Annotated in this window: 27 protein-coding genes, 4 pseudogenes and 1 riboswitch; of the genes and pseudogenes, 18 read left to right on the top strand and 13 right to left on the bottom strand. The window is 41.0% G+C overall.

Going from position 1 to position 23,881, the window contains the following annotated elements; genetic code table 11:
- Positions 1-21 precede the first annotated feature (21 nt).
- The gene (locus DXA93_RS14820; RefSeq protein WP_118594524.1) at positions 22-1,782 is read right to left on the bottom strand and encodes a diguanylate cyclase domain-containing protein; all 1,761 of its coding nucleotides are present in this window, start codon (positions 1,780-1,782) and stop codon (positions 22-24) included.
- A gap of 202 nt (positions 1,783-1,984) precedes the next feature.
- Positions 1,985-2,060: riboswitch (cyclic di-GMP riboswitch) on the top strand.
- A 63-nt stretch (positions 2,061-2,123) separates the two neighbouring features.
- On the opposite strand from DXA93_RS14820, the pseudogene DXA93_RS14825 reads away from it, so the two are divergent.
- Positions 2,124-2,318: pseudogene (locus DXA93_RS14825) on the top strand (sensor histidine kinase); the annotation flags it as partial.
- A 162-nt stretch (positions 2,319-2,480) separates the two neighbouring features.
- Positions 2,481-5,309 (top strand): transporter substrate-binding domain-containing protein, encoded by a 2,829-nt coding sequence (locus DXA93_RS14830; protein WP_118594523.1) that lies wholly within the window; start codon positions 2,481-2,483, stop codon positions 5,307-5,309.
- A gap of 184 nt (positions 5,310-5,493) precedes the next feature.
- On the opposite strand, the gene DXA93_RS14835 is transcribed toward DXA93_RS14830, so the two are convergent.
- From DXA93_RS14835 to DXA93_RS14845, 3 genes are read right to left on the bottom strand one after another with little or no spacing between them, the layout of a single operon-like run.
- The gene (locus tag DXA93_RS14835) at positions 5,494-6,441 is read right to left on the bottom strand and encodes a TlpA disulfide reductase family protein (RefSeq protein ID WP_118594522.1); all 948 of its coding nucleotides are present in this window, start codon (positions 6,439-6,441) and stop codon (positions 5,494-5,496) included.
- Between the two features lie 30 nt (positions 6,442-6,471).
- On the bottom strand, positions 6,472-7,362 hold the full coding sequence (locus DXA93_RS14840) for a 4Fe-4S binding protein (RefSeq protein WP_118594521.1): 891 nt from the start codon (positions 7,360-7,362) through the stop codon (positions 6,472-6,474).
- Positions 7,355-7,495, bottom strand: coding sequence for a CD1871A family CXXC motif-containing protein (locus DXA93_RS14845; RefSeq protein WP_020435933.1), 141 nt, complete (start codon positions 7,493-7,495; stop codon positions 7,355-7,357). The genes DXA93_RS14840 and DXA93_RS14845 overlap by 8 nt, the downstream gene beginning before the upstream one ends.
- A gap of 144 nt (positions 7,496-7,639) precedes the next feature.
- Between DXA93_RS14845 and DXA93_RS14850 the strand changes: the two are divergent.
- The 11 genes and pseudogenes from DXA93_RS14850 to DXA93_RS14885 all read left to right on the top strand — a co-directional run.
- Positions 7,640-7,837, top strand: a pseudogene (locus DXA93_RS14850) (cell filamentation protein Fic); the annotation flags it as partial.
- Between the two features lie 319 nt (positions 7,838-8,156).
- On the top strand, positions 8,157-8,360 hold the full coding sequence (locus DXA93_RS14855; RefSeq protein WP_147326118.1) for a hypothetical protein: 204 nt from the start codon (positions 8,157-8,159) through the stop codon (positions 8,358-8,360).
- Positions 8,360-9,274, top strand: a complete 915-nt coding sequence (locus DXA93_RS14860; protein ID WP_117761571.1) for an ABC transporter ATP-binding protein — start codon at positions 8,360-8,362, stop codon at positions 9,272-9,274. Before DXA93_RS14855 ends, DXA93_RS14860 begins: the two co-directional genes overlap by 1 nt.
- Positions 9,271-9,711 (top strand): ABC transporter permease, encoded by a 441-nt coding sequence (locus tag DXA93_RS20180; protein WP_330427385.1) that lies wholly within the window; start codon positions 9,271-9,273, stop codon positions 9,709-9,711. The genes DXA93_RS14860 and DXA93_RS20180 overlap by 4 nt, the downstream gene beginning before the upstream one ends.
- On the top strand, positions 9,708-10,169 hold the full coding sequence (locus DXA93_RS20185) for an ABC transporter permease (RefSeq protein ID WP_330420898.1): 462 nt from the start codon (positions 9,708-9,710) through the stop codon (positions 10,167-10,169). Before DXA93_RS20180 ends, DXA93_RS20185 begins: the two co-directional genes overlap by 4 nt.
- 204 nt (positions 10,170-10,373) lie before the next feature.
- Positions 10,374-10,505: a LytTR family DNA-binding domain-containing protein gene (locus DXA93_RS21020; RefSeq protein ID WP_117802413.1), complete on the top strand. Its 132-nt coding sequence runs from the start codon at positions 10,374-10,376 to the stop codon at positions 10,503-10,505.
- Positions 10,506-10,595: 90 nt separating this feature from the next.
- Complete coding sequence (locus tag DXA93_RS21025; protein ID WP_330416859.1) at positions 10,596-10,832, top strand: hypothetical protein; 237 nt, start codon at positions 10,596-10,598, stop codon at positions 10,830-10,832.
- A gap of 2 nt (positions 10,833-10,834) precedes the next feature.
- Entirely contained in the window at positions 10,835-11,254 is a 420-nt protein-coding gene (locus DXA93_RS21030) for an aldehyde dehydrogenase family protein (RefSeq protein WP_330416858.1), read from the top strand.
- Positions 11,255-11,271: 17 nt separating this feature from the next.
- A complete protein-coding gene (locus tag DXA93_RS21035; protein WP_330416856.1) occupies positions 11,272-11,673 on the top strand; it encodes an aldehyde dehydrogenase family protein in 402 nt (133 codons plus the stop codon).
- A gap of 58 nt (positions 11,674-11,731) precedes the next feature.
- On the top strand, positions 11,732-12,169 hold the full coding sequence (locus DXA93_RS14880; protein WP_118594520.1) for a LytTR family DNA-binding domain-containing protein: 438 nt from the start codon (positions 11,732-11,734) through the stop codon (positions 12,167-12,169).
- A gap of 13 nt (positions 12,170-12,182) precedes the next feature.
- The gene (locus DXA93_RS14885; protein ID WP_118594519.1) at positions 12,183-12,629 is read left to right on the top strand and encodes a DUF3021 family protein; all 447 of its coding nucleotides are present in this window, start codon (positions 12,183-12,185) and stop codon (positions 12,627-12,629) included.
- Between the two features lie 193 nt (positions 12,630-12,822).
- On the opposite strand, the gene DXA93_RS14890 is transcribed toward DXA93_RS14885, so the two are convergent.
- Positions 12,823-14,025, bottom strand: a complete 1,203-nt coding sequence (locus DXA93_RS14890) for a PD-(D/E)XK nuclease domain-containing protein (RefSeq protein ID WP_334295366.1) — start codon at positions 14,023-14,025, stop codon at positions 12,823-12,825.
- A gap of 25 nt (positions 14,026-14,050) precedes the next feature.
- The gene (locus DXA93_RS20205) at positions 14,051-14,497 is read right to left on the bottom strand and encodes an AAA family ATPase (RefSeq protein WP_330427386.1); all 447 of its coding nucleotides are present in this window, start codon (positions 14,495-14,497) and stop codon (positions 14,051-14,053) included.
- Between the two features lie 438 nt (positions 14,498-14,935).
- On the opposite strand from DXA93_RS20205, the gene DXA93_RS14895 reads away from it, so the two are divergent.
- The 5 genes from DXA93_RS14895 (at position 14,936) to DXA93_RS14915 (ending at position 17,966) form a co-directional block, all read left to right on the top strand.
- Complete coding sequence (locus DXA93_RS14895; protein WP_118594517.1) at positions 14,936-15,148, top strand: hypothetical protein; 213 nt, start codon at positions 14,936-14,938, stop codon at positions 15,146-15,148.
- A gap of 13 nt (positions 15,149-15,161) precedes the next feature.
- A complete protein-coding gene (locus DXA93_RS14900) occupies positions 15,162-15,443 on the top strand; it encodes a hypothetical protein (RefSeq protein ID WP_118594516.1) in 282 nt (93 codons plus the stop codon).
- 37 nt (positions 15,444-15,480) lie between these two features.
- Positions 15,481-16,815, top strand: a complete 1,335-nt coding sequence (locus DXA93_RS14905; protein WP_147398225.1) for a hypothetical protein — start codon at positions 15,481-15,483, stop codon at positions 16,813-16,815.
- A 194-nt stretch (positions 16,816-17,009) separates the two neighbouring features.
- Positions 17,010-17,255 carry a hypothetical protein gene (locus DXA93_RS14910; RefSeq protein ID WP_118594514.1) on the top strand — a complete coding sequence of 82 codons (246 nt, stop codon included), beginning with the start codon at positions 17,010-17,012 and terminating at the stop codon, positions 17,253-17,255.
- Positions 17,256-17,276: 21 nt separating this feature from the next.
- Complete coding sequence (locus DXA93_RS14915; RefSeq protein WP_119208630.1) at positions 17,277-17,966, top strand: hypothetical protein; 690 nt, start codon at positions 17,277-17,279, stop codon at positions 17,964-17,966.
- Positions 17,967-18,145: 179 nt separating this feature from the next.
- Here DXA93_RS14915 and DXA93_RS14920 read toward each other — a convergent pair.
- The 7 genes and pseudogenes from DXA93_RS14920 to DXA93_RS14955 all read right to left on the bottom strand — a co-directional run bounded on the left by DXA93_RS14920 (position 18,146) and on the right by DXA93_RS14955 (position 23,772).
- Positions 18,146-19,338 (bottom strand): annotated as a pseudogene (locus DXA93_RS14920) (tyrosine-type recombinase/integrase).
- Positions 19,339-19,418: 80 nt separating this feature from the next.
- Positions 19,419-19,622 carry an excisionase gene (locus DXA93_RS14925; RefSeq protein ID WP_002610370.1) on the bottom strand — a complete coding sequence of 68 codons (204 nt, stop codon included), beginning with the start codon at positions 19,620-19,622 and terminating at the stop codon, positions 19,419-19,421.
- 410 nt (positions 19,623-20,032) lie between these two features.
- Positions 20,033-20,284, bottom strand: a complete 252-nt coding sequence (locus DXA93_RS14935) for a helix-turn-helix domain-containing protein (RefSeq protein ID WP_002610366.1) — start codon at positions 20,282-20,284, stop codon at positions 20,033-20,035.
- On the bottom strand, positions 20,268-20,708 hold the full coding sequence (locus DXA93_RS14940) for an RNA polymerase sigma factor (protein ID WP_054337114.1): 441 nt from the start codon (positions 20,706-20,708) through the stop codon (positions 20,268-20,270). Before DXA93_RS14940 ends, DXA93_RS14935 begins: the two co-directional genes overlap by 17 nt.
- A gap of 494 nt (positions 20,709-21,202) precedes the next feature.
- Positions 21,203-22,075, bottom strand: a complete 873-nt coding sequence (locus DXA93_RS14945; protein ID WP_054337116.1) for an SPL family radical SAM protein — start codon at positions 22,073-22,075, stop codon at positions 21,203-21,205.
- Positions 22,076-22,086: 11 nt separating this feature from the next.
- Positions 22,087-22,837: pseudogene (locus tag DXA93_RS14950) on the bottom strand (GNAT family N-acetyltransferase).
- Positions 22,838-22,899: 62 nt separating this feature from the next.
- A complete protein-coding gene (locus tag DXA93_RS14955) occupies positions 22,900-23,772 on the bottom strand; it encodes a helix-turn-helix transcriptional regulator (RefSeq protein WP_119208632.1) in 873 nt (290 codons plus the stop codon).
- Positions 23,773-23,881 lie beyond the last annotated feature (109 nt).

A 23,881-nucleotide genomic window follows, 5' to 3' on the forward strand; every position in this document is an offset into this window, starting at 1 on the left:
TTTTTAGCAGTTTTTTTTTATTTATTCGGAAAATTTATCACTGTAACGAAGATGCATATCTTCCCAATCCATGAACAATACATAAAATACTTTTCCGTATTGTTGGCTTTCTACGATTCTTCCATGATCAAGCACGGAAAGATAAGTTCCGTCAGCTTTTCGAAGATGAAAGTGAATATAGTCATTTTCATTGCCTGTGCCAATCTGTTCCCAGATGCTTGTTTCAATCTGTTGTTGTTCATCTTGTCGGATCAGATTGCGGAACCTTTTTTGAGTAAGCCTGAATAGTTCATCCATGCTCTTATAACCAGTCATATGAAGAAATTCGTGGTTTGCATAAAAGAGCTCATCATCTTCTTTGTCTGCTCTATATATGATAAATGCACCTGGAAGGTGTTCAGAGATATCCTTCAGTGCAAATCCAAGCTGTTTGCGGACTCCTGACTGGAGACCTTTTCTGTAAGCCATACATCCGTTTTTTCCATGCAGTTTTATTTCATAAAGAGCTGCATCTGCACAGCGCATAAGCTGTGAAGGGCTGGCTGCAAATGTTGGATATTCTGCATATCCGAGAGATATATAAAATGCGAGTTCTTTACCGTGATATGAAAACGTTTTTGGAAGCTTAGTGAATTGCTGCAGCTGTTTATCTGCTTCCTTAAAGGTACAATTTGGTAAAAGAATGCAGAATTCGTCACCACCATTTCTTCCAAGCAATGCATCGGATGGGAAAAAAGCTTTCATACTGTCTGCCAGACTCTTTAATGCTTTGTCTCCATAACTATGGCCATAGATATCATTGATAAACTTAAAGTCATCAATATCAAGGAGCGCAGCCACAAAATGTGTTTGTGGATTTTTAGAAATTATTTTTTCTGCTAATTCATCAAATCCATAGCGATTATAAATATTTGTAAGAGAATCTGTGCGCGCCAGTATTTTATATTTGTTCTTGTGTTCTTTTGCTACCAGCCATACCCTGGTAAGTACTGACAGAAGAAGGCTTATAGTAAGAAACATACCACTGATAATTATCAGTAGTGTGTTATTTCTCCATCCGGTTTTAGGAGTTACCTCAAGCTTCCAGGTTCCATCCCCTACTGTAAAAGCGTAAGAAATCGGATGATCTATTTGACCATCTGACTGATAAACCACTTTATAAGTATCGCTCCAGGGAGTGTCTGTTTTTAAAATTTTGTATTCATATCCAAAATTTGAAAGTGCACTGACTGTATCTGAAAAAATATCCGGAACACGCAGGATAACAATGGTAAATCCCCAGAAATACTCTTGTCCGCTTTTATCTTTCAGGTAGACTGGATTGCGGACTGCAATTCCATAACCGCCCTGTTTTAATTCGAAGGGCCCCTGCGTAATGGTTGCATGGTTATCTCTTGCATAACAGGAAATCTCTTTACGGTCTTTATCATGGAGCAGATCGATCTTACCTGCCTCATTTCCTTCAGCCGGATAAATATCTGTTACAACACCATTAGGAGCGAGCTGCACGCTTTCAATAGAATCAGACATAAGATTCCCGGCAATCGTCTCAAACTGATGGATTTCGCCATTTTCACTGATTAAGATCTGTTCCAAAGTATCTGTAATTCCAATTCCATCTGCAATTTCATTCTTTATGCGTTCACCATAGGTGGTTGCGTTTAATTGTGCCAATATGTGTCTCTGATTTTTTTCATGGGTGTCTGTTTTGTATACAATTAAACCAACAAGGCATATGCCCAGTAAAAAAATAATAAGAGGCACAAGTGTTTTTTTCTTCACTTGGTTCACCTCAGTTTATTCATTGGAGTTTTTATAATAAAGCATTATATCATAGAAGTTGAAAAACGGAATAAGTTTTTAAAAAAATGACAGTATAATGACAATATGTTTTTGGGCGTTAAAACGGTAATGTTTTTCTTGTGTACAGTAGAGTACTATAGTATAATAAAATCAGTTTTTTGCGTAAGTCTAAAAGCTATAATAAGGAAATCGGCAAACCAGATGAAAGTCTGGGACGCAAAGCTACAGGGCCTGTAAAATGGCAGCCAGTTGCATGAAATGACGTGCACTGTCTGTCTGGCAGTGCTTTTTTACGGTATTATTTCATAGACGTAACAATAATGTCGCATGATACTCGTACACCTATGAATGCAATCATTGGTATCACATCTTTGATCAGACATGATGCAGGAAATAAAGCAAAAGTTATAGAGTATGCAGATAAAATAGATATTTCATCACAGCATCTGTTGGGAATTATCAATGACGTTCTGGATATGAGCAAGATTGAGGCAGGAAAAACTGTCTTCAAGTTCAGAAGCATAAAGACCGGTGGGGGGGACCGAACCGCAGGTCACTGAACAGTGACAAATGGATTTGATGCGGTAGTGCAATTTTATTAAACCAGGAGGTTGACAAGGAGATGTATAGAGAAATATATTTGACAGACAGACAGACAGACAGACAGGAGATTTAATATGATTTCGAGAGCAAAGAAATATGTGGCAGTATTACTGGCTTTTGTATGCGTGTGTATGATATTTTCTCCCCAGACTGCATATGCAGCCGAGGACAGTTCGCAGCATGAAACTGTCAAAGTCGGTTTCTTTGCCATGGATGGTTATCATGTGATGGATGAAGAAGGCAACCGCAGCGGGTATGGCTATGATTTTCTTCGGCTGATGGCCCGTTATTGGGATGTAGATTACGAATATGTCGGATATGATAAGAGCTGGGATGATATGCAGCAGATGCTTGAAGATGGCGAGATTGATATGGTAACATCTCCCCGCAAAACACCGGAAAGAGAAGAAAAGTTTGATTTTTCACGTCCGATCGGAACCAATAATGGGATTCTGACCGTCCGCAGTGACAACAGCACGATTGTGGATGGCAATTACAGTACTTACAACGGTATGCGTGTGGCACTTTTGAACGGAAGCTCACGAGATAAAGAGTTTGCGGATTTTGCAGGCAATAAAGGATTTACATATGATCCATTTTATTTTGATACGACAGAAGAGATGGAGGAAGCTCTTCAGAGCGGAAATGTTGATGCTATTGCTGCCACTTCTATGAGAAAAACAAACAATGAGCGTATCGTGGATAAATTTGACAGCAGCGATTTCTATGTCATGGTTAAAAAAGGTAATACAGAATTGCTGAATGAGATCAATTATGCAATCGGCCAGATGAATGCAGTTGAGGGTGACTGGAAAACGACACTTTATAATAAAAATTATGAAAGCATCGAAACTAAGAATCTGGAATATACGGAGAAAGAAAAAAGTATTATTTCACAGTATTCCAAGGACAACCCGCTTCATGTTCTGTGTGATCCGACCCGTTATCCATATTCTTATAATGAAAATGGTGAGATGAAGGGTATTATCCCGGATTACTTCCGGAAAATTGCAGACTATGCCGGGATTTCCTATGAGTTTCTTACACCTGCCACCAGAGATGAGTATATTGCTTATCAGAAAAATAAGGAAACCACAGATATGAGCATCGATGCGCGCCTGGAAACAGATAACTATGCTGAGACGAAAAAATGGGGGATTACTGCACCTTTCATTACGATGCAGCTGGCAAGGGTGACACGGCGTGACTTTGATGGAAAAATTAATGTTGTTACTACTGTTGACCAGACAGCATCAAAGTCAATTGAAGATGCAATGGCACCCGGTGCAGAAAAACTGATGTGCAGTACCCGACAGGAAATGATGGAAGCTGTCCGTGAGGGTAAAGCAGATGCTGCCTTCGTCTACTATTACATGGCACAGGCGTTTGTGAACAGTGACACTACGGGCACCATGACATATACTCTGCTGGAACAGCCTACATTCACCTACCGCATGGTAATTTCATCAACTGAGAACCATGCGCTGGCTGGTATTCTGACGAAAGCAATGTATGCCATGCCCCAAAATCTTGTTGAAGATCTTGCAGCACAGTATACCACATACAAAGCAACAGAGCTTACACTTGTTGACTGGATACGTCTGCATCCTGTTGTTACTGTTTGGGTTCTTCTTATTTTTGGATGGCTGCTGACTGCTATGGCTGGGACAATGGTGCGTCTCAGTGCAAGAAAAAAAGCTCAGAAGGCGGCCCAGGAGAAAGCTGAGGAAATGGCGGAACTGGCAGAGCATGCACAGGCTGCAAACAAGGCAAAAACAGCATTTCTGTCACATATGTCCCATGATATGAGGACACCGATGAATGCAATCATAGGATTTACCGGTATTGCAATGAAAAACAATCCGTCAGACGAAGTGAAAAATTGTCTGGAAAAGATTGACGAAAGCTCAGAGCATTTACTGTCGCTGATCAATGATGTATTAGATCTGACCCGCATCGAAAGTGGAAAAGTGAAATACAATCCGGTACCGGCGGATGTGAAAAACATTACAGATTCTGCATTGGATATTATAAAAGGCTTTCTTACGAACAGGGATATCAACTTTAAGATTCAGCGTGAAGATGCAAAGATTCCAAATGTACTTGCGGATCCTGCACGCCTGCGTGATGTGCTGGTCAATATTCTGAGCAATGCCGTGAAATTCACTCCGGATGGAGGGACGATTACATTTGAAGCCCGGTGTCAGGAAAAGGGCGGGGATGGATATATAAATATGCGTTACCGCATTTCGGATACTGGTATTGGCATGAGTGAGGAATTTACAAAAGAAGTTTTTGAGGAATTTGCACAGGAAGATTCCGGTGTGAGAACGCAGTACCATGGAGTTGGACTGGGGATGGCTATCGTAAAGAAGTATGTAGATATGATGGGGGGAACCATTTCCGTGCAGAGTAAAAAGCATGAGGGAACCACATTTGCCGTGGATATTCCTTTGGAAATTACAGATAAGGAATGTAATAAGTCAGACACAGGTATTTCTGAAAAGGTGAATCTTACAGGTGTGAATGTCCTTCTTGCAGAGGATAATGAACTGAATGCAGAGATTGCTGCCGTGCAGTTGGAAGAGTTCGGGATGAATGTAGAAAGAGCTGTGGATGGAAAGAATGCTGTTGAGATTTTCAGAAATCATCCGGAAGGCGCATTTGATGTAATCCTGATGGATATCATGATGCCTGAAATGAATGGTTATGAAGCGGTAAAAGCAATCAGGGCAATGAATGACAGACCGGATGGAAAAAACATTCCTATTATAGCAATGACAGCTAATTCATTTGCAGAAGATGTTCAGGCATCACTGGATGCAGGAATGAACGCACATTTGTCAAAGCCGATTGTGATTGATGAAGTTATAAAAACGATTATAAGGTATGTATATCATTGATTAGCAGAGGTTCATGAATTAGTGGAATACAATTGACAGGAGGACCAAAATATGACAATGCGAGAGTGCTATGAAGCTATTGGAGGAAACTATGAAGCTGTCCTGGGATGCCTTCATTATTAATGATGTTAGGGGGCAGTTACTGCAAACAGTAACTGCCCCCTAACTAGGATATTTATGTAAATTATTTCTGGTCCAGTACGGACTGAATCTGCTTCATCAGCTGATCGTAGTTTGACTGATCGTCAATGCCACCCATGAAAGGTTCCCCAACGATATTTCCGTCTTTATCTACAAGAACGGTTGTAGGAAATGCCATGATGTTTCCTTTTCCAGCATAGTTTCCAACTGTTGAATTAGAATCGAAAGTCAGGTTCTTGTAGGAAGCGCCCTGAGCTTTCAGGATTTCTTTTGCCTCTTTGATTCCGGCTTCATTGTTGTCTAAAGTATCCATGTTGATACCAACAACTTCGCCACCCATTTCTTTGAGTTTCTCATTTAATTCATTCAGCTTAGAGAGCTCTCCGACACATGGCTTGCATCCACTGAACCAGAAATTTACAACTGTAACTTTATTTTTAGCGAAAAGACTGTCATCTACATCGTTTCCATCCAGATCTTTTCCTTTGAAACCTTTGAATACAGCTGTGGATTCGTCTGATTTAGAGGAAGAGCTGTCAGAGGAATCGGATGCAGCAATCTCTTTCTCAAGCTTGGCAATTTCTTCTTCAATTCCGCGGATTGTCTCGATGTCTTTGCACAGAGTTTCATATTCTTCTTTAGAGAAAGAGTCTTTGTTAGATTCCACTGTGCTTGCGAGGGTATCAGCATAGTTTTCGCTCATGGCATCACCGGCAGCGTTCTTGTTCATAAGACCAAAGGCTTTGTCCCATGCATCTTTGTGATCAGCAAAAAGCTGGTTTTCCTGCTGGTAAAGGTCATCCCGTTTTTTGTTCAGCTCGTCTGCGCTGCCCGTTTCTGTTGTGGAAGAAGATTCCTGTTTTGTGTTTGTATTGTCTGTTGAGGAGGAATTTCCGCAGCCTGTAAACGCAAAAAGTACAGAAATGGCAAGGGATGCAGCAATTACCTTTTTTAATTTCATTGAGTTTGTTCTAAGTGTTTTGTTTTTCATGATTTTAAATCTCCTTTAAATTACGTTTTATTAGTTTTTATTTTCAGCCTGTTTCTTAGTTGAAAATCCGTAATGATAGCAGATTGCATCAGTCGGGCAGGCTTTCATACATTCTCCGCATCGGATACACTCCGGATGGTTTGGTGTGTCTACTACATTGACATCCATCTTACAGACACGACTACATTTCTGGCAGCCAACACATTTCTCATGATCAACCTGAATCTTAAGAAAAGATACCTTGTTAAACAGTGAGTAAACAGCACCCAGCGGGCAGATCCATTTACAAAATGGACGGTAAAACAAGATGCTCAGGATGATGAAAAGCGCAAGGACTGTGAACTTAAATGTAAATAAATGTCCGAGTGCGGCACGGATTCCTGAGTTGGCAAGTGACAGTGGAATTGCGCCTTCAAGTACGCCCTGTGGGCAAATGTATTTGCAGAAGAAAGGATCTCCCATACCAAGTGAATTGGTTACAAATGCCGGAAGTAGTATAACAAAGACGACCAGAATCACATATTTCAGATACCGCAGAGGCTTCAGTTTTGCGGTGGAAAGTTTCTTGCCCGGAATCTTATGCAGCAGATCCTGGAACCATCCAAACGGACAGAGAAATCCACAGATAAACCGCCCTAACAGAACACCTAACAGGATGAAAAATCCGGTGATGTAGTAGGTAAATTTGAATTTTGAAGAACCGACCACGGCTTGAAAAGCTCCAATCGGACAGGCACCTGTGGCGGCAGGACAAGAGTAACAGTTTAGTCCCGGGACGCACATCGTTTTTACATTTCCCTGATAAATTTTCCCTTTAAACAGATTCGGGATGTGAATGTTGGTCAGCAGTGTAGCAGCTGCCTGAATCCATCCGCGGAAGCGGGCCAGAAAGTTTTTGTTTGATTTCATTTTCTTATCCAATTCCTACACACTCCATACATAATTTTATTGCCTTGCTAAGAACAACCGCTGCTTCTCCGCGGAAGATCCCGACAAGGAAAAACACCAGACCGGCTGCAAGTAAAAGAATCTGTGTTGCTTTTTCAGATTTCATTAAAATACTCCTTTCAATGTTCAAAGTCCGTTTATTGACCTTTCGATGTTTGCATTGTACAATAGAGGGTGTAAAATTCCTGTTAAGAAAATGGAGAAAAATAAATTGAGAGTATTAGTTGTTGAAGATGAGAAGAAATTATGTGTAGGCCGATTGCTTATGTTCAAGGAATGCCTGAAGTACAATATCGTTCCGTTCATGATCGAAGAGGATCTGAAGATGTTTTATTATCGTGGTCTGAAAGAATGGAACAATGAAAAAGGTTATCTGATGGATACCTGTCTGACAGCGCAGGATCGGTATAAGGAATATTTAGACTATTTTAGGATTTCGTATTCATAACTCATTTTGAGAAGAGGAATGTTGAAAAGATGGAAGGACAACAGATCAAAGATGAAGTATTAAGATAAGCGGGAATTCATGACGTGGAGTTTCAAGTGATTAAAAAATTTATGAAAATGAATAAGTGGAAAGTTGCATGTCCATTGACATGGCTTTCCACTTATTTTTATGAATTCCTATGCGCCAGACGAGCAGACAACAGAAATTGGCATCTTACCCGCGAATTTCTGCATTTCACATCATGCAGACTGGACGAATGCTGTAAAATCATATATAAAAGAAATAGGAATAACTGGGGGTGAGATGGATGAAATGTGAGGTGGAACAGATTGATCCAAAGCAGGAAGAACATGTTATGGTATATTGCCACAACAGGGAAGCATCCTGGGTGCAGAATGTTCGGGAAGCTGTATTTGGACAAACATCGGTATGTGGATATAAAAATCACGTTTTGTATCAATTGAAATTGTCTGATATTTTTTATGTGGAACAGCAAAGAAATCAAAGGAGAGGGCAGGCGTAATGGAAACAGATATGATTAAAATCACTCATTTAAAGAAAAGCTTTGGTGATGTAAAAGCAGTCAATGATCTGAGTTTTCAGGTGAAAAAAGGAGAGCTCTTTGCATTCCTTGGTGTAAACGGGGCAGGGAAGAGCACAACGATTTCGATCATCTGCGGGCAGCTTCACAAAGACAGCGGAACGGTTCAGATCCAGGGCACAGATCTGGATAAGATCGGAAGGAAAGTTGGAACAATGCTTGGCGTGGTATTTCAGGACAGTGTGCTGGACAAGCCACTTACCGTCAGGGAAAATCTGAAAAACAGAGCAGCGCTTTATGGAATAACAGGAAAAGCGTTTGAAAAAAGATTGCGGGAACTGGTGGAGATTTTTGATTTCGGAGATTATCTGAACCGGCCGGTCGGAAAACTGTCCGGCGGACAGAGAAGAAGAATTGATATTGCAAGAGCCTTGCTGCATCGGCCCGAACTTCTGATTTTAGATGAACCAACGACAGGACTTGACCCACAGACGCGGCTTTTGATCTGGGATATCATTGAAAAACTTCGAGTGGAAGAAAAGCTGACAGTTTTTCTGACTACGCACTACATGGAAGAAGCTGCAAATGCCGGTTATGTGGTGATTCTGGATAAAGGAAGCATCGTGGCAGAAGGAACTCCTTTTGAGCTGAAAAATGAGTATGTGCAGGACACTATGTCTGTTTATGGTGTGACAGAAGAAGAAATCAAAACACTGGGCAGAGAGTATAAAAAGATCCGGGATGGCTATCAGTTAAAAGTAAAAAATACCGCAGAGGCTACCCGGCTGATCGTGGAACATCAGGAAATATTCCGTGATTATGAAGTGGTAAAGGGCAGAATGGATGATGTATTTCTTGCTGTAACCGGAAAAACATTGGGAGGTGAGCACAGATGAAGGCAGTATTTGCACTTATAAGTCGAAACAGAAAATTGTTTTTTAAAGACAGAGGAATGTTTTTTTCGGCTTTAATTACTCCGGGAATTCTGATTTTGCTGTATGCTACATTTCTGGCAAACGTATACAGAGATTCCTTTGTGTCCGCGATCCCGGACATGATTACAATCTCAGACAAACTGATCGATGGAACGGTGGCCGCACAGCTTGCCGCGGCTCTTCTGGCAGTCAGCTGTGTGACTGTGACATTCTGCGTGAATCTTACGATGGTACAGGACCGGGCAAACGGAACAAGGAAAGATTTTAATGTATCGCCAATCAGCAAAGCACAGCTTTATCTTGGGTATTTTTTATCTACTGTAGTCAATTCCCTGCTGGTGAATGGGCTTGCGCTTGTATTATGCTTGGCTATATGTACAAAATGGGCTGGTATATGAGCGCTGTAGATGTATTCTGGGTTCTTCTCGATGAAATTTTACTGGTACTCTTTGGAAGCACGTTGTCAAGCATCGTCAGTTTTCCACTGACAACCCAGGGTCAGTTATCCGCAGTGGGAACGATCGTAAGTGCCGGGTATGGATTTTTATGCGGAGCTTACATGCCGATTTCAAATTTCGGCAGCGGCCTGCAGAAAGTACTGTCGTATCTGCCAAGTACCTACGGAACTTCTCTGTTGAAAAATCATATGCTCCGTGGAATCTTCGAAGAGATGGAGAACAATCAGCTGCCAGAAGAAATGATTACTGCGATTCGTGATACACTGGATTGTAACCCGAAGTTCCAGGGGTCTGTAGTAAGTGTAAATCAGATGGTGATGCTTATGGTTGGATGTGTTGTGGTATTTGGAATTATTTTTTTGTGCATGACAGCTCTTCCGGAGAAAGATGGGAAGTAAATATATCCTTCGACTATAGAATGAATAAAAAATGAGAAAAGAGACAGTTATGAATATTACAGAAAGAGAGATCGATGACCCGGAAAAAGGGGCGTTATACTCGAATATGTAAATTTTACGAAAGAATTTGCAGAAATAAAAGAGTATGTAAGAAGCAAAGGGGAATCTATCCGGGGATACACAGAAAAGAAATAATGTGTTTCCATAAGAACAGAAGATATTTTATATTTCGAGGCAGTGCAAAACAAGGTGTTTGCTTATACGTCAAATAAGTTTTATGAAATTAAAAGCAGACTGTATCAGCTGGAAGAGAAAATAACAAGAAAATGTATGTAGCGTGCATCAAAGACAACGATTGTAAATGCGGATCGTATTGTTTCGGTTCGTACCGCATTAAATGGGCGTTTGTATGTGCGGATGGAGGCTTTGAGCAGATTGGAAATGGCCTTGCAAAAACAGGAGCAGATCCTCTGCAAAGCGCTGCATACGGATCTTGGAAAGAGCAAGACGGAGATGATGTGTGAGATTGGACTGGTGCAGGGGGAAATCCGCTGGATGAAGCAGCACTTAGGGCGCTTTGCAGACAAAAACATGTCAGAACACCGCTGGCGCAGTTCGCTGCGAAAAGTTATCAAAGCCCTTCTCCTTATGGCAATGTGCTGATTATGAGCCCGTGGAATTACCCTGTTCTGCTGACGTTAGAACCGCTGGTAGATGCCATTGCGGCAGGAAATACTGCGGTGGTAAAGCCAAGTGCTTATGCACCGGCCAGTGCAAATGTCCTGAAAGATCTGTTAGAAGAATGTTTTCCACCAGAATATGTTGCCGTTGTTTTAGGCGGACGGGAGGAAAATCAGGCACTTTTACAGGAAAAATTTGATAAGATTTTTTTCACAGGAAGTGTAGCGGTCGGAAAGCAGGTCATGGAAAGTGCTGCAAGACATCTGACGCCCGTGACACTGGAACTTGGCGGAAAAAGCCCATGCATTGTAGAAAAAAGCAGTAAGATCCGGCTTGCGGCAAGACGCATTGTCTTTGGAAAGTTTATCAACTGCGGATCGAACCTATTGTGTTGGATCACGTAGAATGGGAAGATGCGGTCATGCAGGAGGAGATTTTTGGTCCCATCCTGCCAGTATTGACGTATGAAAAACTTGAGGATGCACTCTCCTGGATCAATCAACGCCCCAAACCGCTTGCCCTGTACTGCTTTACGGAAAACAAAAAGGTGAAGAAAACGGTTCTGGAGAGGTGCCGGTTTGGCGGTGGCTGCATCAACGACACACTGATTCATCTTGCTACCAGTGAGATGCCGTTTGGCGGTGTAGGAGAAAGCGGTATGGGCGGCTATCACGGTGAGGCCGGATTTGCGGAATTCACACATAAGCGCAGCATCGTGGATAAAAAGACATGGATGGATTTTCCGATCCGCTATCAGCCGTATACAGCAAAAAAGTTGAAACTGATTCGAAAATTTTTATACAGCATACCATACAAGGGATAGACATCTCCAAGAAAATCCGATATAAAAGAGGATAGGGAAAAGAAAAGAGGGAACCAATGTGAAGATAACGATCATCAATCCATCTCCGGACGAAGAGGAAGAAATCATCATCAAATGCCGTGTGCTGACGGAGGACATCAACCATCTGATCTGCAAACTGAAAAACGGGGATCGAAAAATTACGGGATACGATGCAAAAGGAATTACTCTTCTGGCACTTCCGGATATTTTCTATTTTGAGGCAACGGACAATAAGGTCTTTGCCTATGGACAAAAGAATGTTTATGAAGTTAAAGAAAAACTGTATCAGTTAGAAGAACAGCTGGTGTCTTTTCCATTTATGCGGGCCTCCAAATCCATGATTCTAAATCTGGACAAAATCCGGCATTTGTCGCCTGCTTTTGGCGGCAGATTTGAAGCGTTACTCGAAAATGAGGAAAAAGTGATTATTTCCCGGCAGTATGTGCCGGTTCTGAAAGAACGACTGGGATTGTAGGGAGGCGAAAACAATGATGAATAAAATAAAAATTCTTGCAAATATTTTTTCGAAAATTACCGTGTGCGTTCTGCTTGCATCCGCGATCTATATTACTGTGATGTGCGGTCTGGATGCCCAGATCAGTGTCATGATTCTCTGGCAGATTCTTCTGGTTTCCGCTGTATGCTCCATCCCGATTCTGATGTACCCGGATGAGGAAGGAAAAGAAGTATCCAAACAGGGCATGATTGCACGGCAGATCATCTATTTTATCTATGCTAATTGTGCTGTCCTGGGACTTGGCAGAGCATTCGGATGGTTTTACTTCAGCAAAGCTAAAATGGTCGTGCTGATGGAGGTTTTGATTATTGGAGTTTATGTTACGGTGAATCTGATCGTATATGTAAATGACCATATGGTGGCGGAAAGCATGAACCAGAAACTAAAAGAGATGAGAAAGCGGAAAGAAAAATTGTAAACTACGATAGAGTTGCATGAAATTTGAAAAGAACTTAGAGCGTACCCCAACAAGCTCTGAGAAAACTTGCAAGTAAGAATTTCTATGACGGTAAGAATAAAATTGCGTGTAAAAGAGCAGGCGAATTTCCGCCTGCTCTTAAAAATCAAGGATGAGAAAAAAATTTATAAATATCATAGACAGAAAAACTGCATCAGACAATTTTCTCACGAAGAACCTCCACCTTACATTCATGAAGTTTTTTGATATCGTCTTTATGGTAAGCAATACCCACCGCGAGAATACGACCGGTATATTCCGCTTTTTCGCCAAATTTTCCTTCAAAACGTAATGCATACTGCCGGTCTTTGATTTGCTGGATGGCTTCATCAGCAGAGTGGTTAACTTTTAATTCTATGATAATGGCATCATCATTTTTTTGAAATGGATAGAAAATAAAATCAACATAACCGATACCGGCTTTATCTTCCCGTTCAATACGATAAAAATCTAAAGCCTTCAAATATACCCAGCGAATGATAGAAGCCAGTTCCGCTTCATTGTTATACAGTGTCAGCGGGCTGTGGGTGTTGTGTGCGTATTCCAGCAGTTCGGCCATTGTTTTCGTATCGCCGGCTTTTGTAGCTGCAAGCATTCGGCCGGATTCTTTCGCAAGCTTGTAAACATTTCCAAGGGATGGTTCTCTTTGAATTACTTCGGCAAATTTGTCCATCAACTCTTTGTTTGGTATGGATATATAACCCTTGGAATAATTTAAAAATCCATAGACTACCATGGCAGAAAAAATTTCATCTTTTGTTTTCAGTTCCATAGACGTTGCCGCATATTCCTGAATTTTGGCAGGAACGGGAATGTCGGCGACCATAAGAGCAATATCATCTTTTACAGCATCTACATTTGCGCCGATATAATAGAAAATTTCATCGTACGGACCAGAACTTGTCCAGTAATTTCCCAATTGATTGTCACTTAAAGCCCCTACGACAGAGCGTGGGTTATAGAGTTTTTTTCCGCCTGCGGTCTGATAGCCATCGTACCATAATTCCAATCCTTCCCGCGTAACGGAAGGATTTTTTTCTATTTGCAAATATCTTTGATATAACAGATTGACTTCATCGTCCGTGAACCCAAAATATTCGCTGAATTTTGCGCGGGTTGCCATAGAATATTCAAAAAACATGTTCAGTTCAGAACCGCTGGAATATTTTGCAATTGGCAAAATACCGGTCATATAGGCCATTTCTACATAAGCTTTATCTTTCAGAAGATTGCTCAGAAATTTGGTATAGGCAGTCTTATCTGCATCGGTCATATAAGGCTGATGATAAATGTAATCCCACTCATCTAATATAAAAATAAATTGTTCCTGGTTACAATATTCGTAAATTCTGGTCAACGCATCCCATACCGAGTCCTCTTTTTCAATCGCAGCATCTGGGTAAGCTTTTTGCAGATCCAGAAGCAGCGTTTTTTTTTATGCGGTTTATATAATGGTTATAATCGGTGATTTCAGCAGGAATCTCATTGAACATGATATGAATCACATTATGCTGGTTTAAGTGCTTTTGATACCAGGGATACTGAGAGACAGCTAATCGATCAAAAATTTTACTGCTGTCAATTCCTCTGCCAAAGTAGGAAGCAATCATATTGGCCATGACGGTTTTTCCAAACCTGCGCGGTCTGGTAATCGCCACATATTTTTGACTGTTTTGAGAATTCAAAACGGTTTTTTCCGGATCATAATCATCTGATTCAACGAGTGGAACAAGTTCTTTTAAGATAGAAGATTTATCTATGAAATAGGTTGATAGACAATCTCTGCGAAATAATCCAAAAGCACTGCTGCTGTTTAGATAGATTCCCATCGGGGGTATTTGCTCCTTTCTAAATGGAAGTGTCTGCATGATTTACAGACATAGCTACGAATAAAAAGTCAAATCTAAAGATATCTTAACCTTATCATAAAGGGCATTTGATTACAAGGGAGAAAATGTTACTGTTCACAGGTGTCCTGCGAACAGTAACGTAAGCAGCCCTCATTTAGAGTTTTGCTTCGCAAAAGGAGGGCTGTTCACACCTGAATCACATTCTTACGTACCTGAACAGCAAGTGTTCAGGTACTGAGTGAACATTAACGAGAAAATTCATCTGACAGATGAATGAAAAATATCCGTTTTCATCTGACGGATGAATGCGAAAAGGTAAGGAGTGTGGTACCCTTGTTTTAAGGATACCTGACGAAAAAAACAGCAAACAGCGAAGGAAAGCAGCCTTGCGCTGAAGATTGGAAGGGGAGATATAAGATGAAGGAAGCTGTTTTAAACAAAATGAATCCGAAGGAAAGAAAAATCCTGGAAGCAGAATTGCAGAAAGTGTACACAAAACAGACGCACTCTTTCCGGGATGCAGGAAAAGCGGTCTGGAATACAAAAGGAATCCGCGAACTTCTGGACGGATGCACCGAATACGCTGGTTGCTATTTTAAGTGGCAATATTGCACTATTGCAGGCATTTGAAAAGGAAAGACAAATGGAAGAAGAGGATGAAGAAGAAGACCTTGGCTGGAAGGAAGAATTTGCCCCTTGTAGGAGCAGAAAGCTGCCTTGCTATACGATAGGCCGGGAAAACGTTTCGAAAAAATTCTGTATTCCAAATGTACTCACCGCACTCATTCTCTCAGGGGATATGGGAATGCTGGAATATGGTTTCGACCATTACAAACTGGAAAACCCGGTAGTCTGCAGGGGCAAAATCGAAGCATTGGGAGAGGCGCTTCTTTATGGAGATGAAACAAAAAGAACAGGAAATTAACAAGAGAAAAAAGAGATTATTATGGAAGGAAAAACGAATGAAAGAGACAGTCTTAAATGCAATGAACCCAGTAGAAAGAGAGATTTTTGAGAAAGAACTGCAGAAAGTACACCTGAAAAAATCCACAGCCTTAAATGATATCGGAAAAACAGTCTGGGATACGAAAAAGATCCGGGAACTCCTGGATCAGGACGCAGAACTGGAAGAAATCAAGAGATTCTTTGATGAAAATCAACTGAAACCAGACCAGTATAACCGAAATGCCATTCCGCTGGCCGCCTATACTTACTGGTATGGAAGAGGCTGCGGCAGGGAAGATGTCTGCCTGTGGGCACTCGAATCTGCCACAACGATTGACGGACTTCTTCAGGTACAGGAGTCGTCCCATCTGGAGAAAATTGCAAAGAAATTTATCAGCATGGATAAATACGGTGTCGTTGCGTTCCGAAAGATGTATCTTCATGAAGAACTGTGCTGGACCGATGCGCCCAATTATCTGGCGGCTGTGATGAGCGGAAACGTTTCCCTGCTGCAGATGTTTGAAGCAAAAGACGAGGAAATGACGGAAGAAAATATGGAGTACTGGGAATACACCTGTGAATGGGATCGTATTCCGGGAGCCAGAAAAACCTATTACAGCATTCGCCGGGAAACGATTGTCGGAGATTTTTATATCCCGGGTATTCTCACAGCGGCGATTCTGTCCGGCAGTCCGGAGATGCTGGATTACTGCATCGACCATTATGATATCGATGGCGCAAGCCTGGCGTACGGAGAAAAAGAGGCACTGGGTCAGGCAGTTGCCGGTGCGGGGAAAGAGCTGACAGAATACATGCTGGAACACTACACAGGATTAATCGAATTTGCAGAGCCGGATCAGGTGATGAAAGCCGGAAATGTGCCGCTGCTGCGTTATCTGTTAGAGACACATTTCGAGCATCTGAACTGGTATGCAACTCTGTTTTTCAATCTGAGAGACATACGGACACCATACATGTCAGCACCGGGATTTCCAAGAGACGTCGATACCGATGTGGAAATGTACCGTGCTTTTTTGGAATGGGAGAGTCCTGCATTTTCCATGGACTTTATTATCGGCCAGATGCGCGCGGAACTGGCAAAGCCGGCAGAAAGAGAAATTGATCTGAAGTATTACGGAGAACAGGAGATACAGAAAACTTATAACGTAAACGGTCTGTTTTCCAAAAAAATGGCGCGTGAATGGGAAAAAGTGCCAGGATGCGAGGAACGCCAGGAAAGATTGCTTGAATTCTACCAGGAACTGGGCGGAGAAGTAACAGAAGAACTTGAAAAATTAGCCAATCGCGTAGAGAACAGCAGATTAATTGATGGGCTGTTTGAGAATTTTTGAAAAAACAACAGGGACAGAGAAAAAGAATTCTGTAGTGGACGCTGGAGCGTGTTTGAAAAATCATTTCCGCAGTCTGCATGCCCCGCTTGAGGTATAGGAAGAACGCATTTACCCCGGAAGAAAAGAAATTTCTCTTCGGGGTAAATGCGTTTTAAAGAAAAGCAAAATGAAATGGAAGAGAGAAGAGGACAAACATGACATTAGAAGAATCATATGAAATTTATAATAACTATTATCAGAATATTTACGGTATGTACGATGATAACTGGATTGATTACGATTTAGATGTAGCATTTACAAAATTGCAGCTGGAAAAAATCATTCAAAAAAGATATAAGCTGGATCACCAGGAGAAAATGATTCTGCAGTGGCTGCTGGAAGAAGACATGGAACCAAAGGTATGTGAGGCTATTCGGGTGATTCTGGAAATGGATGTTTGAGGAAAGGATGGAAAGGTGACGATGAAAAAGACAGATGTAAAAAAGACGGAAAGATCAAAAGAATTTCTGGCAGAGGAATGGCTGGAAATTGTACTGAAAGGCCAGGATAAAGGAGAAGGGCGGTTCTGCCGGCATGGTGTGTGCAGTTTTATGGGAAGACAGCCATTAACATTTCAGCCGGTAAAGAGAAAACCGGAATTGGAAAAGCGATTTATAGAGAGTCGAATTATGGAAAGTCGAACCATGAAAAATCGGTTCAGGGGGACGCGGAACAGCTGGTTCGGACAGGAAGAACTGGACAGTAAAAGAAACGGATATGGGGAAAGACTGCGCGATAAAACAGAACTGACGGAAGAAGCAGAAGCGATAGAAGAAACAGAAATGGAAGGACAGCTGGTGCAAAAGTATCAAACAGCACGCTGGGAGGAAGCTGTGAGACATGTTCTTTTGTTCCTTCCGGAAGTGCTGGTTTATCTGGGCAGTTTTTTGTTGTTTTGGGAAAACGAAGTACTGGCGAAAGTTGTCGGAGTTTTTGGGTTTTATGGAAGAGAAAACGCTGTGAGAAGACAGTGGGAGAGGGAAGAAAAGGAAGAGAAGAAAGAAAATCTGGAAGGAAAGCAGAGAAACAGTAAAAATAGGACAGCTTTGGATACGCAGAAAGAGGAAACGATGGACTGGAATACGGCGTTTGCAGTGTTGCGGAAGTTTTAACCTTAAAATTAGATATGAATTTTGATTATCTTTTTAGAAGTTCTTATATGCCGGTATAGCCCGTATTTACAGGCTTTTCCGGCATTTTTCGTATCGGAAGAAACTCACATATATTTTTATATCCGCTCAGGTTTTTGCTTTCAAAAGTAGTAAAGAAGTAGTAAAACCTTGATTTACTACTAAGCTGCTATCCGCAGCATTTCAGCTTTTGCGCTGTCGAAAGTAGCGTGTGCGTAATAGTTCAGCGTCATAGTAATGTTGGAATGTCCCATAATGTACTGTAATGCTTTTGGGTTCATTCCGGCATTTGCCATGTTGGTACAGAACGTATGACGTAAGGTGTGCGGTGTCATTACTTTCGGTAGAGCTTCCTCATGGTACTTGTTGTACTTCTTTGCAAGCCCCCTAAACATACCGTCATAATTGGTAGCTGTTTTCGGGTAGCCGTCCCGGTTGAGGAAAAGGAAGTTGCTGTAACCGTCAATAGTAACAGCTTTTGCACCCCTGCGCCGTTTCAGCACTCGGTTAAATGCTTCATATACTTTTTCGCTCATTGGAATTTGACGAATACCGCTTTTCGTTTTTGGTGTTTCAATGTAATATCCTGTTTCCGCACTTCTTAAAAGTTGGTGGTCTACATTGATTATCCTATTCTCAAAGTCAATGTCAGTATCGGTCAGCCCGCAAAGTTCAGAGATACGAAGCCCTGTCCCAAGCAAAATAATAAGCTCGTCATAATACTTCTGATAAACTTTGTCATTTTGAGCAAAGGACAAAAAACTTTCTTCCTGCGCTGGTGTTAGCGGAACCTTTGGTTCTGTATCATCTTCAATGACAGTGTTTAACTGGAAGTCAAAAGGATTTTTCCTTATGCAATCGTCCTGTATCGCTGTGTAAAAGGCAGCTTTCAAGGAACGCTTGTCATTACTGATAGTCTTATAGGAAATTCCTTTTTCTTTCATGCGGATTGCCCATTCTTTCGCGTCGGACAGCTTCACGCTGTCAATCGGGCAGCCCCCAAGTTTATCTTCTTCCAGTAGCTTCATCAGCCGCTTGCGTCCGTTTTTCGTATTGTACCTTACATTTCCCCGGTGGCGCATCTGCTTTGCATAAAGTTGGCAGACCGTCATTTTCTTGCCTATGGTGTCTATCCCGTCGTCAAGGTCTTTCTGTATCTCTTTTACCTTTTCTCGTAGGATATATCCTCACGCTTTCCGGCAGGGGTCTTGTCCGTAGGTACTAACTTCCACGCATACACAAACTGCGGATTACCAAAGGTATCTATATATTTGTAAGCATATCTTCCGTCTTTTCTCTGGCTCTCTCCCGACCGCAAAACTCGATTTTTGCTGTCACGTCTTTTCTTTGACATTTTTCAATGCTCCTTTCCAAGACGGAAAGAGCCTTGATATGCTTATCTCATTATAGCACATTCAAGGCTCAATTTCACTATCAGATTGTGTCTATGGTATCAATCATTTTTTCAAACTGTTTGCGCTTGATTTGAATACGGTTGCCGTTCATAATAACCCACCCGGCGGCAGGATTTTCCTCGGCTAATTTACGCAGCTTGTTTTCTCCGATACGGAAGTATTTAGCTGCTTCATCTATCGTAAGCGTGTATTTTTCCCAAATAGGCACGTCAGCGTTACTCATAGTATCGTCCCCCTTTCAATATTAGGAAAAGTGAATAGTAAAAGGGGCTTTAATCGGACGGCTGTTAGCACAACCTCGCGGGAGTTCCACCCCTGCCCGTTAAGGCAGCTTTACCCAATGCCTGCGACGCTTTTAACGCTCGGACTATGGCTGTAAAGGCTTGTCTACCCTTAGTGCGTGTCGTCGCCCACAAGCCGCTACACTTGTTCCCCGGCGTGGTGGTGGTCGCTCGACTTTCTCCAATAGAGGAAAAGCGTCATGGCGCACCCGCCGTATGGCTCAACGCAAAAAGGACGTATCCGATTTGCCCTATACTGCGTCGCCGTTATCTTGCGACACTTTCTTTGTCAAAGAGCAAGCAAAGGTCAAGTCAACAGGCAGCGGAAAGGGGGACGCTGCTTGTGGTTATCTCAAACCTTGAATGAAAGGACAGCCCGCATAAGACGCGAACGCAAGCGGTCGCGTATATCCTCATCTATGCCCCAATAGATATTTCCGCGCTCATCACGCAGCTTTCGCATAGACAGGGACGCTATGTAACTTTCGTAATGCTGTACGACAATGTTCATAGCTTCCGGGTCGCCCTTAGTAGCGGCTATGATTACCGGGTAAGGCAACAAGCCGCGTTCGTCCTGTTCTGATTTACTAATCTGTGCAGTCATAGGCTCTTTCCTCCAAATAGCGTTTTAACAGCTTCATTGAGCTTGTCCGGCGGGACTGTACCGTTGTCCTTGACAGATTACAAAACTTTGCAATCTCGCGTTCGCTCATATCAAAGAAATAATACAGCAGTACGGTTTCCCGCTTTTCTTCCGGCAAACTGTGCAGGGCTTCGGCAAGCAGCTTCGCAGTAATTTCTTTGCCGCCGACAACGAAAGACTGTTCCGCTTCATCATCTGCAAAATATTTGTCGCAGACGTAAAGCTGATTTTCTTCCAGTGGCGACAGGTCGGAAAAAGTAACCTCGCGTAATTGTCGCTGCTTTGTGTCCCTGTGAGCGTTCATAGCTTCTCGCTTCAACGCCAGTTTGCAAAAGCCGTTAAAAGCACAACGGATTTGCCATTGGGTACGAATAGGCTCGTTCATGTTCTCACCTCCTTTCGCTGCCGCGAAAGCGGTGAAGTTTGAAATGTCCCCTTTCGTAAACCCTCAAACCGAAGCATTTCAAAATGGACGTTGGTTTTTAGAAATTTCTTGAAAAAATTTTTGGAGAAAACGCAAAATGCGCCCGTCTGCAAAACGCAGACAGGCGCAAAGGAATTATCAAAAGTATATGTGTGATTTGTGAGTTCATCTATGTAGCCGGAATAGCCCGTTGGCGGGTAATGGCTTTTTTTGATAGTAACCCATTAGGGCATAGAAAAAAGGACATGGCGATACCTCCTCAATACCGCTATATCCTTGAAAAAGGGTAACTTTAACACACCCTCTGTATTCTTACTTTTGAAAAAAGAAAACAGCGGCTTTGATTGCTATTTCAAAACCGCTGTTAAGTCCCTTATATTCTGTTAGGCGCATGAAAACTTTGCCGCCAAACAACGGTTTTTTTTATTTTCCGTTGGGCGGTCATTGTTTGAAAGTTAATCAAACAGATTTAATTGGATAGGACTATTCTTTTCTTCAAAGCTGTATAGATACTCAAATATTTTTGAGTTATTGTGCATAATACCGCTACCCTCACATATTTGATGAAATAATTTCATCAGTTCATTGTGTTTTGGACTGCTTAGTTGATATTGCATACCATAAGTACGAATATACTTTTCTTTCATGTGCGGGAACAATCGGTCTAACTGGCTATAAAAATACTCTCTGTTTCCCTCACGAAGCGTTAAGCCCATTCCAAAACAAATAACGCCGTAAACCTTTGCTTCAATGCAATATTCTAAAATTCCTCTGATGTTTTCTTCTGTATCATTGATGAAAGGAAGAATAGGACAAAGCCAAACAATCGTTGGAATACCTGCTTCATTCAGCTTTTTCAGAGCTTCAAACCGTTCTTTTGTCGTACTAACATTTGGCTCGATTTTTTTGCATAAATCTTCGTCATAGGTGGTTAGCGTCATTTGCACAACGCACTTTGTTTTGTCGTTGATAGATTTTAATAAGTCTAAATCCCGTAATACTCGGTCGGATTTAGTTATCAAAGTAAAGCCAAAACCATATTTATTTGCTAAAGCCAATGCTTTACGAACATTCCCAATTTTACTTTCAAGTGGGATATACGGGTCTGTCATAGAGCCTGTACTCAACATACATTTTTTACGCTTTCGCTTGAGGGAATTTTCTAATAATTCGATAGCATTTCCTTTAATTTCAATGTCCTCAAAATCATGTTCCATGTGATAACACTTGCTTCGTGAGTCGCAATATATACAACCATGCGAACAACCGCGATATAAATTCATTCCGTTTGAAGCAGATAAAATTCCTTTTACCTTTATAAAGTGCATAGTCTTTTCCCTTATAACTGAAATTTCTTTTTTAAAAAGGTTTCATTGAGAAGATGGTTTGTTTCATATTCTCTATGGTAAAAAACAGCCCAGTTATTAAAAATACAAGGAAGATTTTTAGCTTTCTCTAAAGTGTCTACGGCAATCAAATTTAATGGTATGTTATTTTTAGTGCAGTATTCTTGCACTTGTTCAATGCAGTTTGGAATGTATGGACATTGTAAGCCATAATAGATTGTCAGTTCTTGTCCACTAATTCTCATTTCTTTTACGCTTTCAGAAAAATACGGTTTTTCCCCATTGAAAGATAATGCCAATAATTCATATTCATTTTTTACGGTATCAACAACTTCAAAACCATATTTGAGTAAAAATTTTTTGTCTGCCAAATATGGTTTTTTCTTTTTGGAACTAAGAATACAGACACCTGATTTTCCTTTTTCTTTTGCGTCATTGATACAATACTCAATCAAAGATTTTGCATACCCTTTCCCTTTGAAAGAACCCGCCACCCAAAGACAATAGATATACAAATAATTATCTCCATGAACAGGCACCCACGCAGTTTCCAATGGAGCATATTCAATAAAAACCTTTCCCTTTTCATCAAGTTTTCGGAAAACGTGTCCCTCAGCAATCCGTTCTTTCAACCAATTCTTTTTTTACTGCTACTCCCGCTTGATGTTTTTTATCGGCAATCGCGCAACATAAATGTTCCTTGTCTATATTTTCAATCGTCAAATTTATAAATTGTTCGCTCATATTTTTTTCCTCCATAAATGCGTTACACCTATATTGTAACAACTAAACCTTGACATCTAATGTCATGCTTTATTTTTTTCATATATTTTTTTTGCTTCATCAGATAAAATTTTTTTCAAATAGGTAGGCTCAATTACTGTAACCTGTGTTCCAAAAGAAAGTAGATAGTCTATCAACCAGTTATCCTCTGGCATTTCAGATGAAACCATGAGGTCTCCGTTTTTCATTTCTTCTATTTCGTTTCCCTCAAATTCATCATACACACGATATGCCATTTCTTTTGGAAAACAAAGGGATATTTTATTGTAGCTTCTTTTTGGCTTATCTGTCGATTTGGGATATTCCATTGGTACAAATTCCTCTGATAACATTTGTATTTCAAGAATACGATTAAATTTGAAAATCCGAAAATCATCTTTATCAACGCAGTAAGATTTAACGTACCATTCCTTTGCTCTATACATCATTTTAAGCGGATATATTTTTCTTTGGCTCTTTTTACCATAAGAGTTTACATACATGATACATAGCGCCTTATGAGAAATAACAGCATTTTTCAATAATTCAAAGGTAGTGTTATCTTGTGTTTTACTTCCCCAACGTGAAAAGTCTACTTCAAACCAATTATCAGAGTTGATATTAAAGAGAGCAGATAATTTTGTCAGCATATCCTTTTCATAAGTGTTACTCACAACTGATACACTTTGCAAAGCTGCTAATATGTCTTGCTTCTCTTTTTCAGAAAAAAGAGCCTTATCTAAAACATAGTTTTCAAGTATTTGTATGCCGCCATTTCTCCCCGTTGTTACATAAATAGGAATACCTGCACTACTTATTACATCTATATCACGATAGATTGTCCGCACTGATACTTCAAATTTTTCTGCCAATTCTGGGGCGGTTATACGCCCATTTTCTAAAATATAATATACAATCTATAAATGAGCAAATCCAAAATATTGCACAAAAGAAAGACACCCTCTGTAGAAGGATGTATAATTGAAGTACCAACAAACAACATACTCACTCAAACAAGGGGGTGTC

It is taken from the genome of Blautia sp. OF09-25XD (genome assembly GCF_003482095.1).
Classification (GTDB): Bacteria; Bacillota; Clostridia; order Lachnospirales; family Lachnospiraceae; genus Fusicatenibacter; species Fusicatenibacter saccharivorans.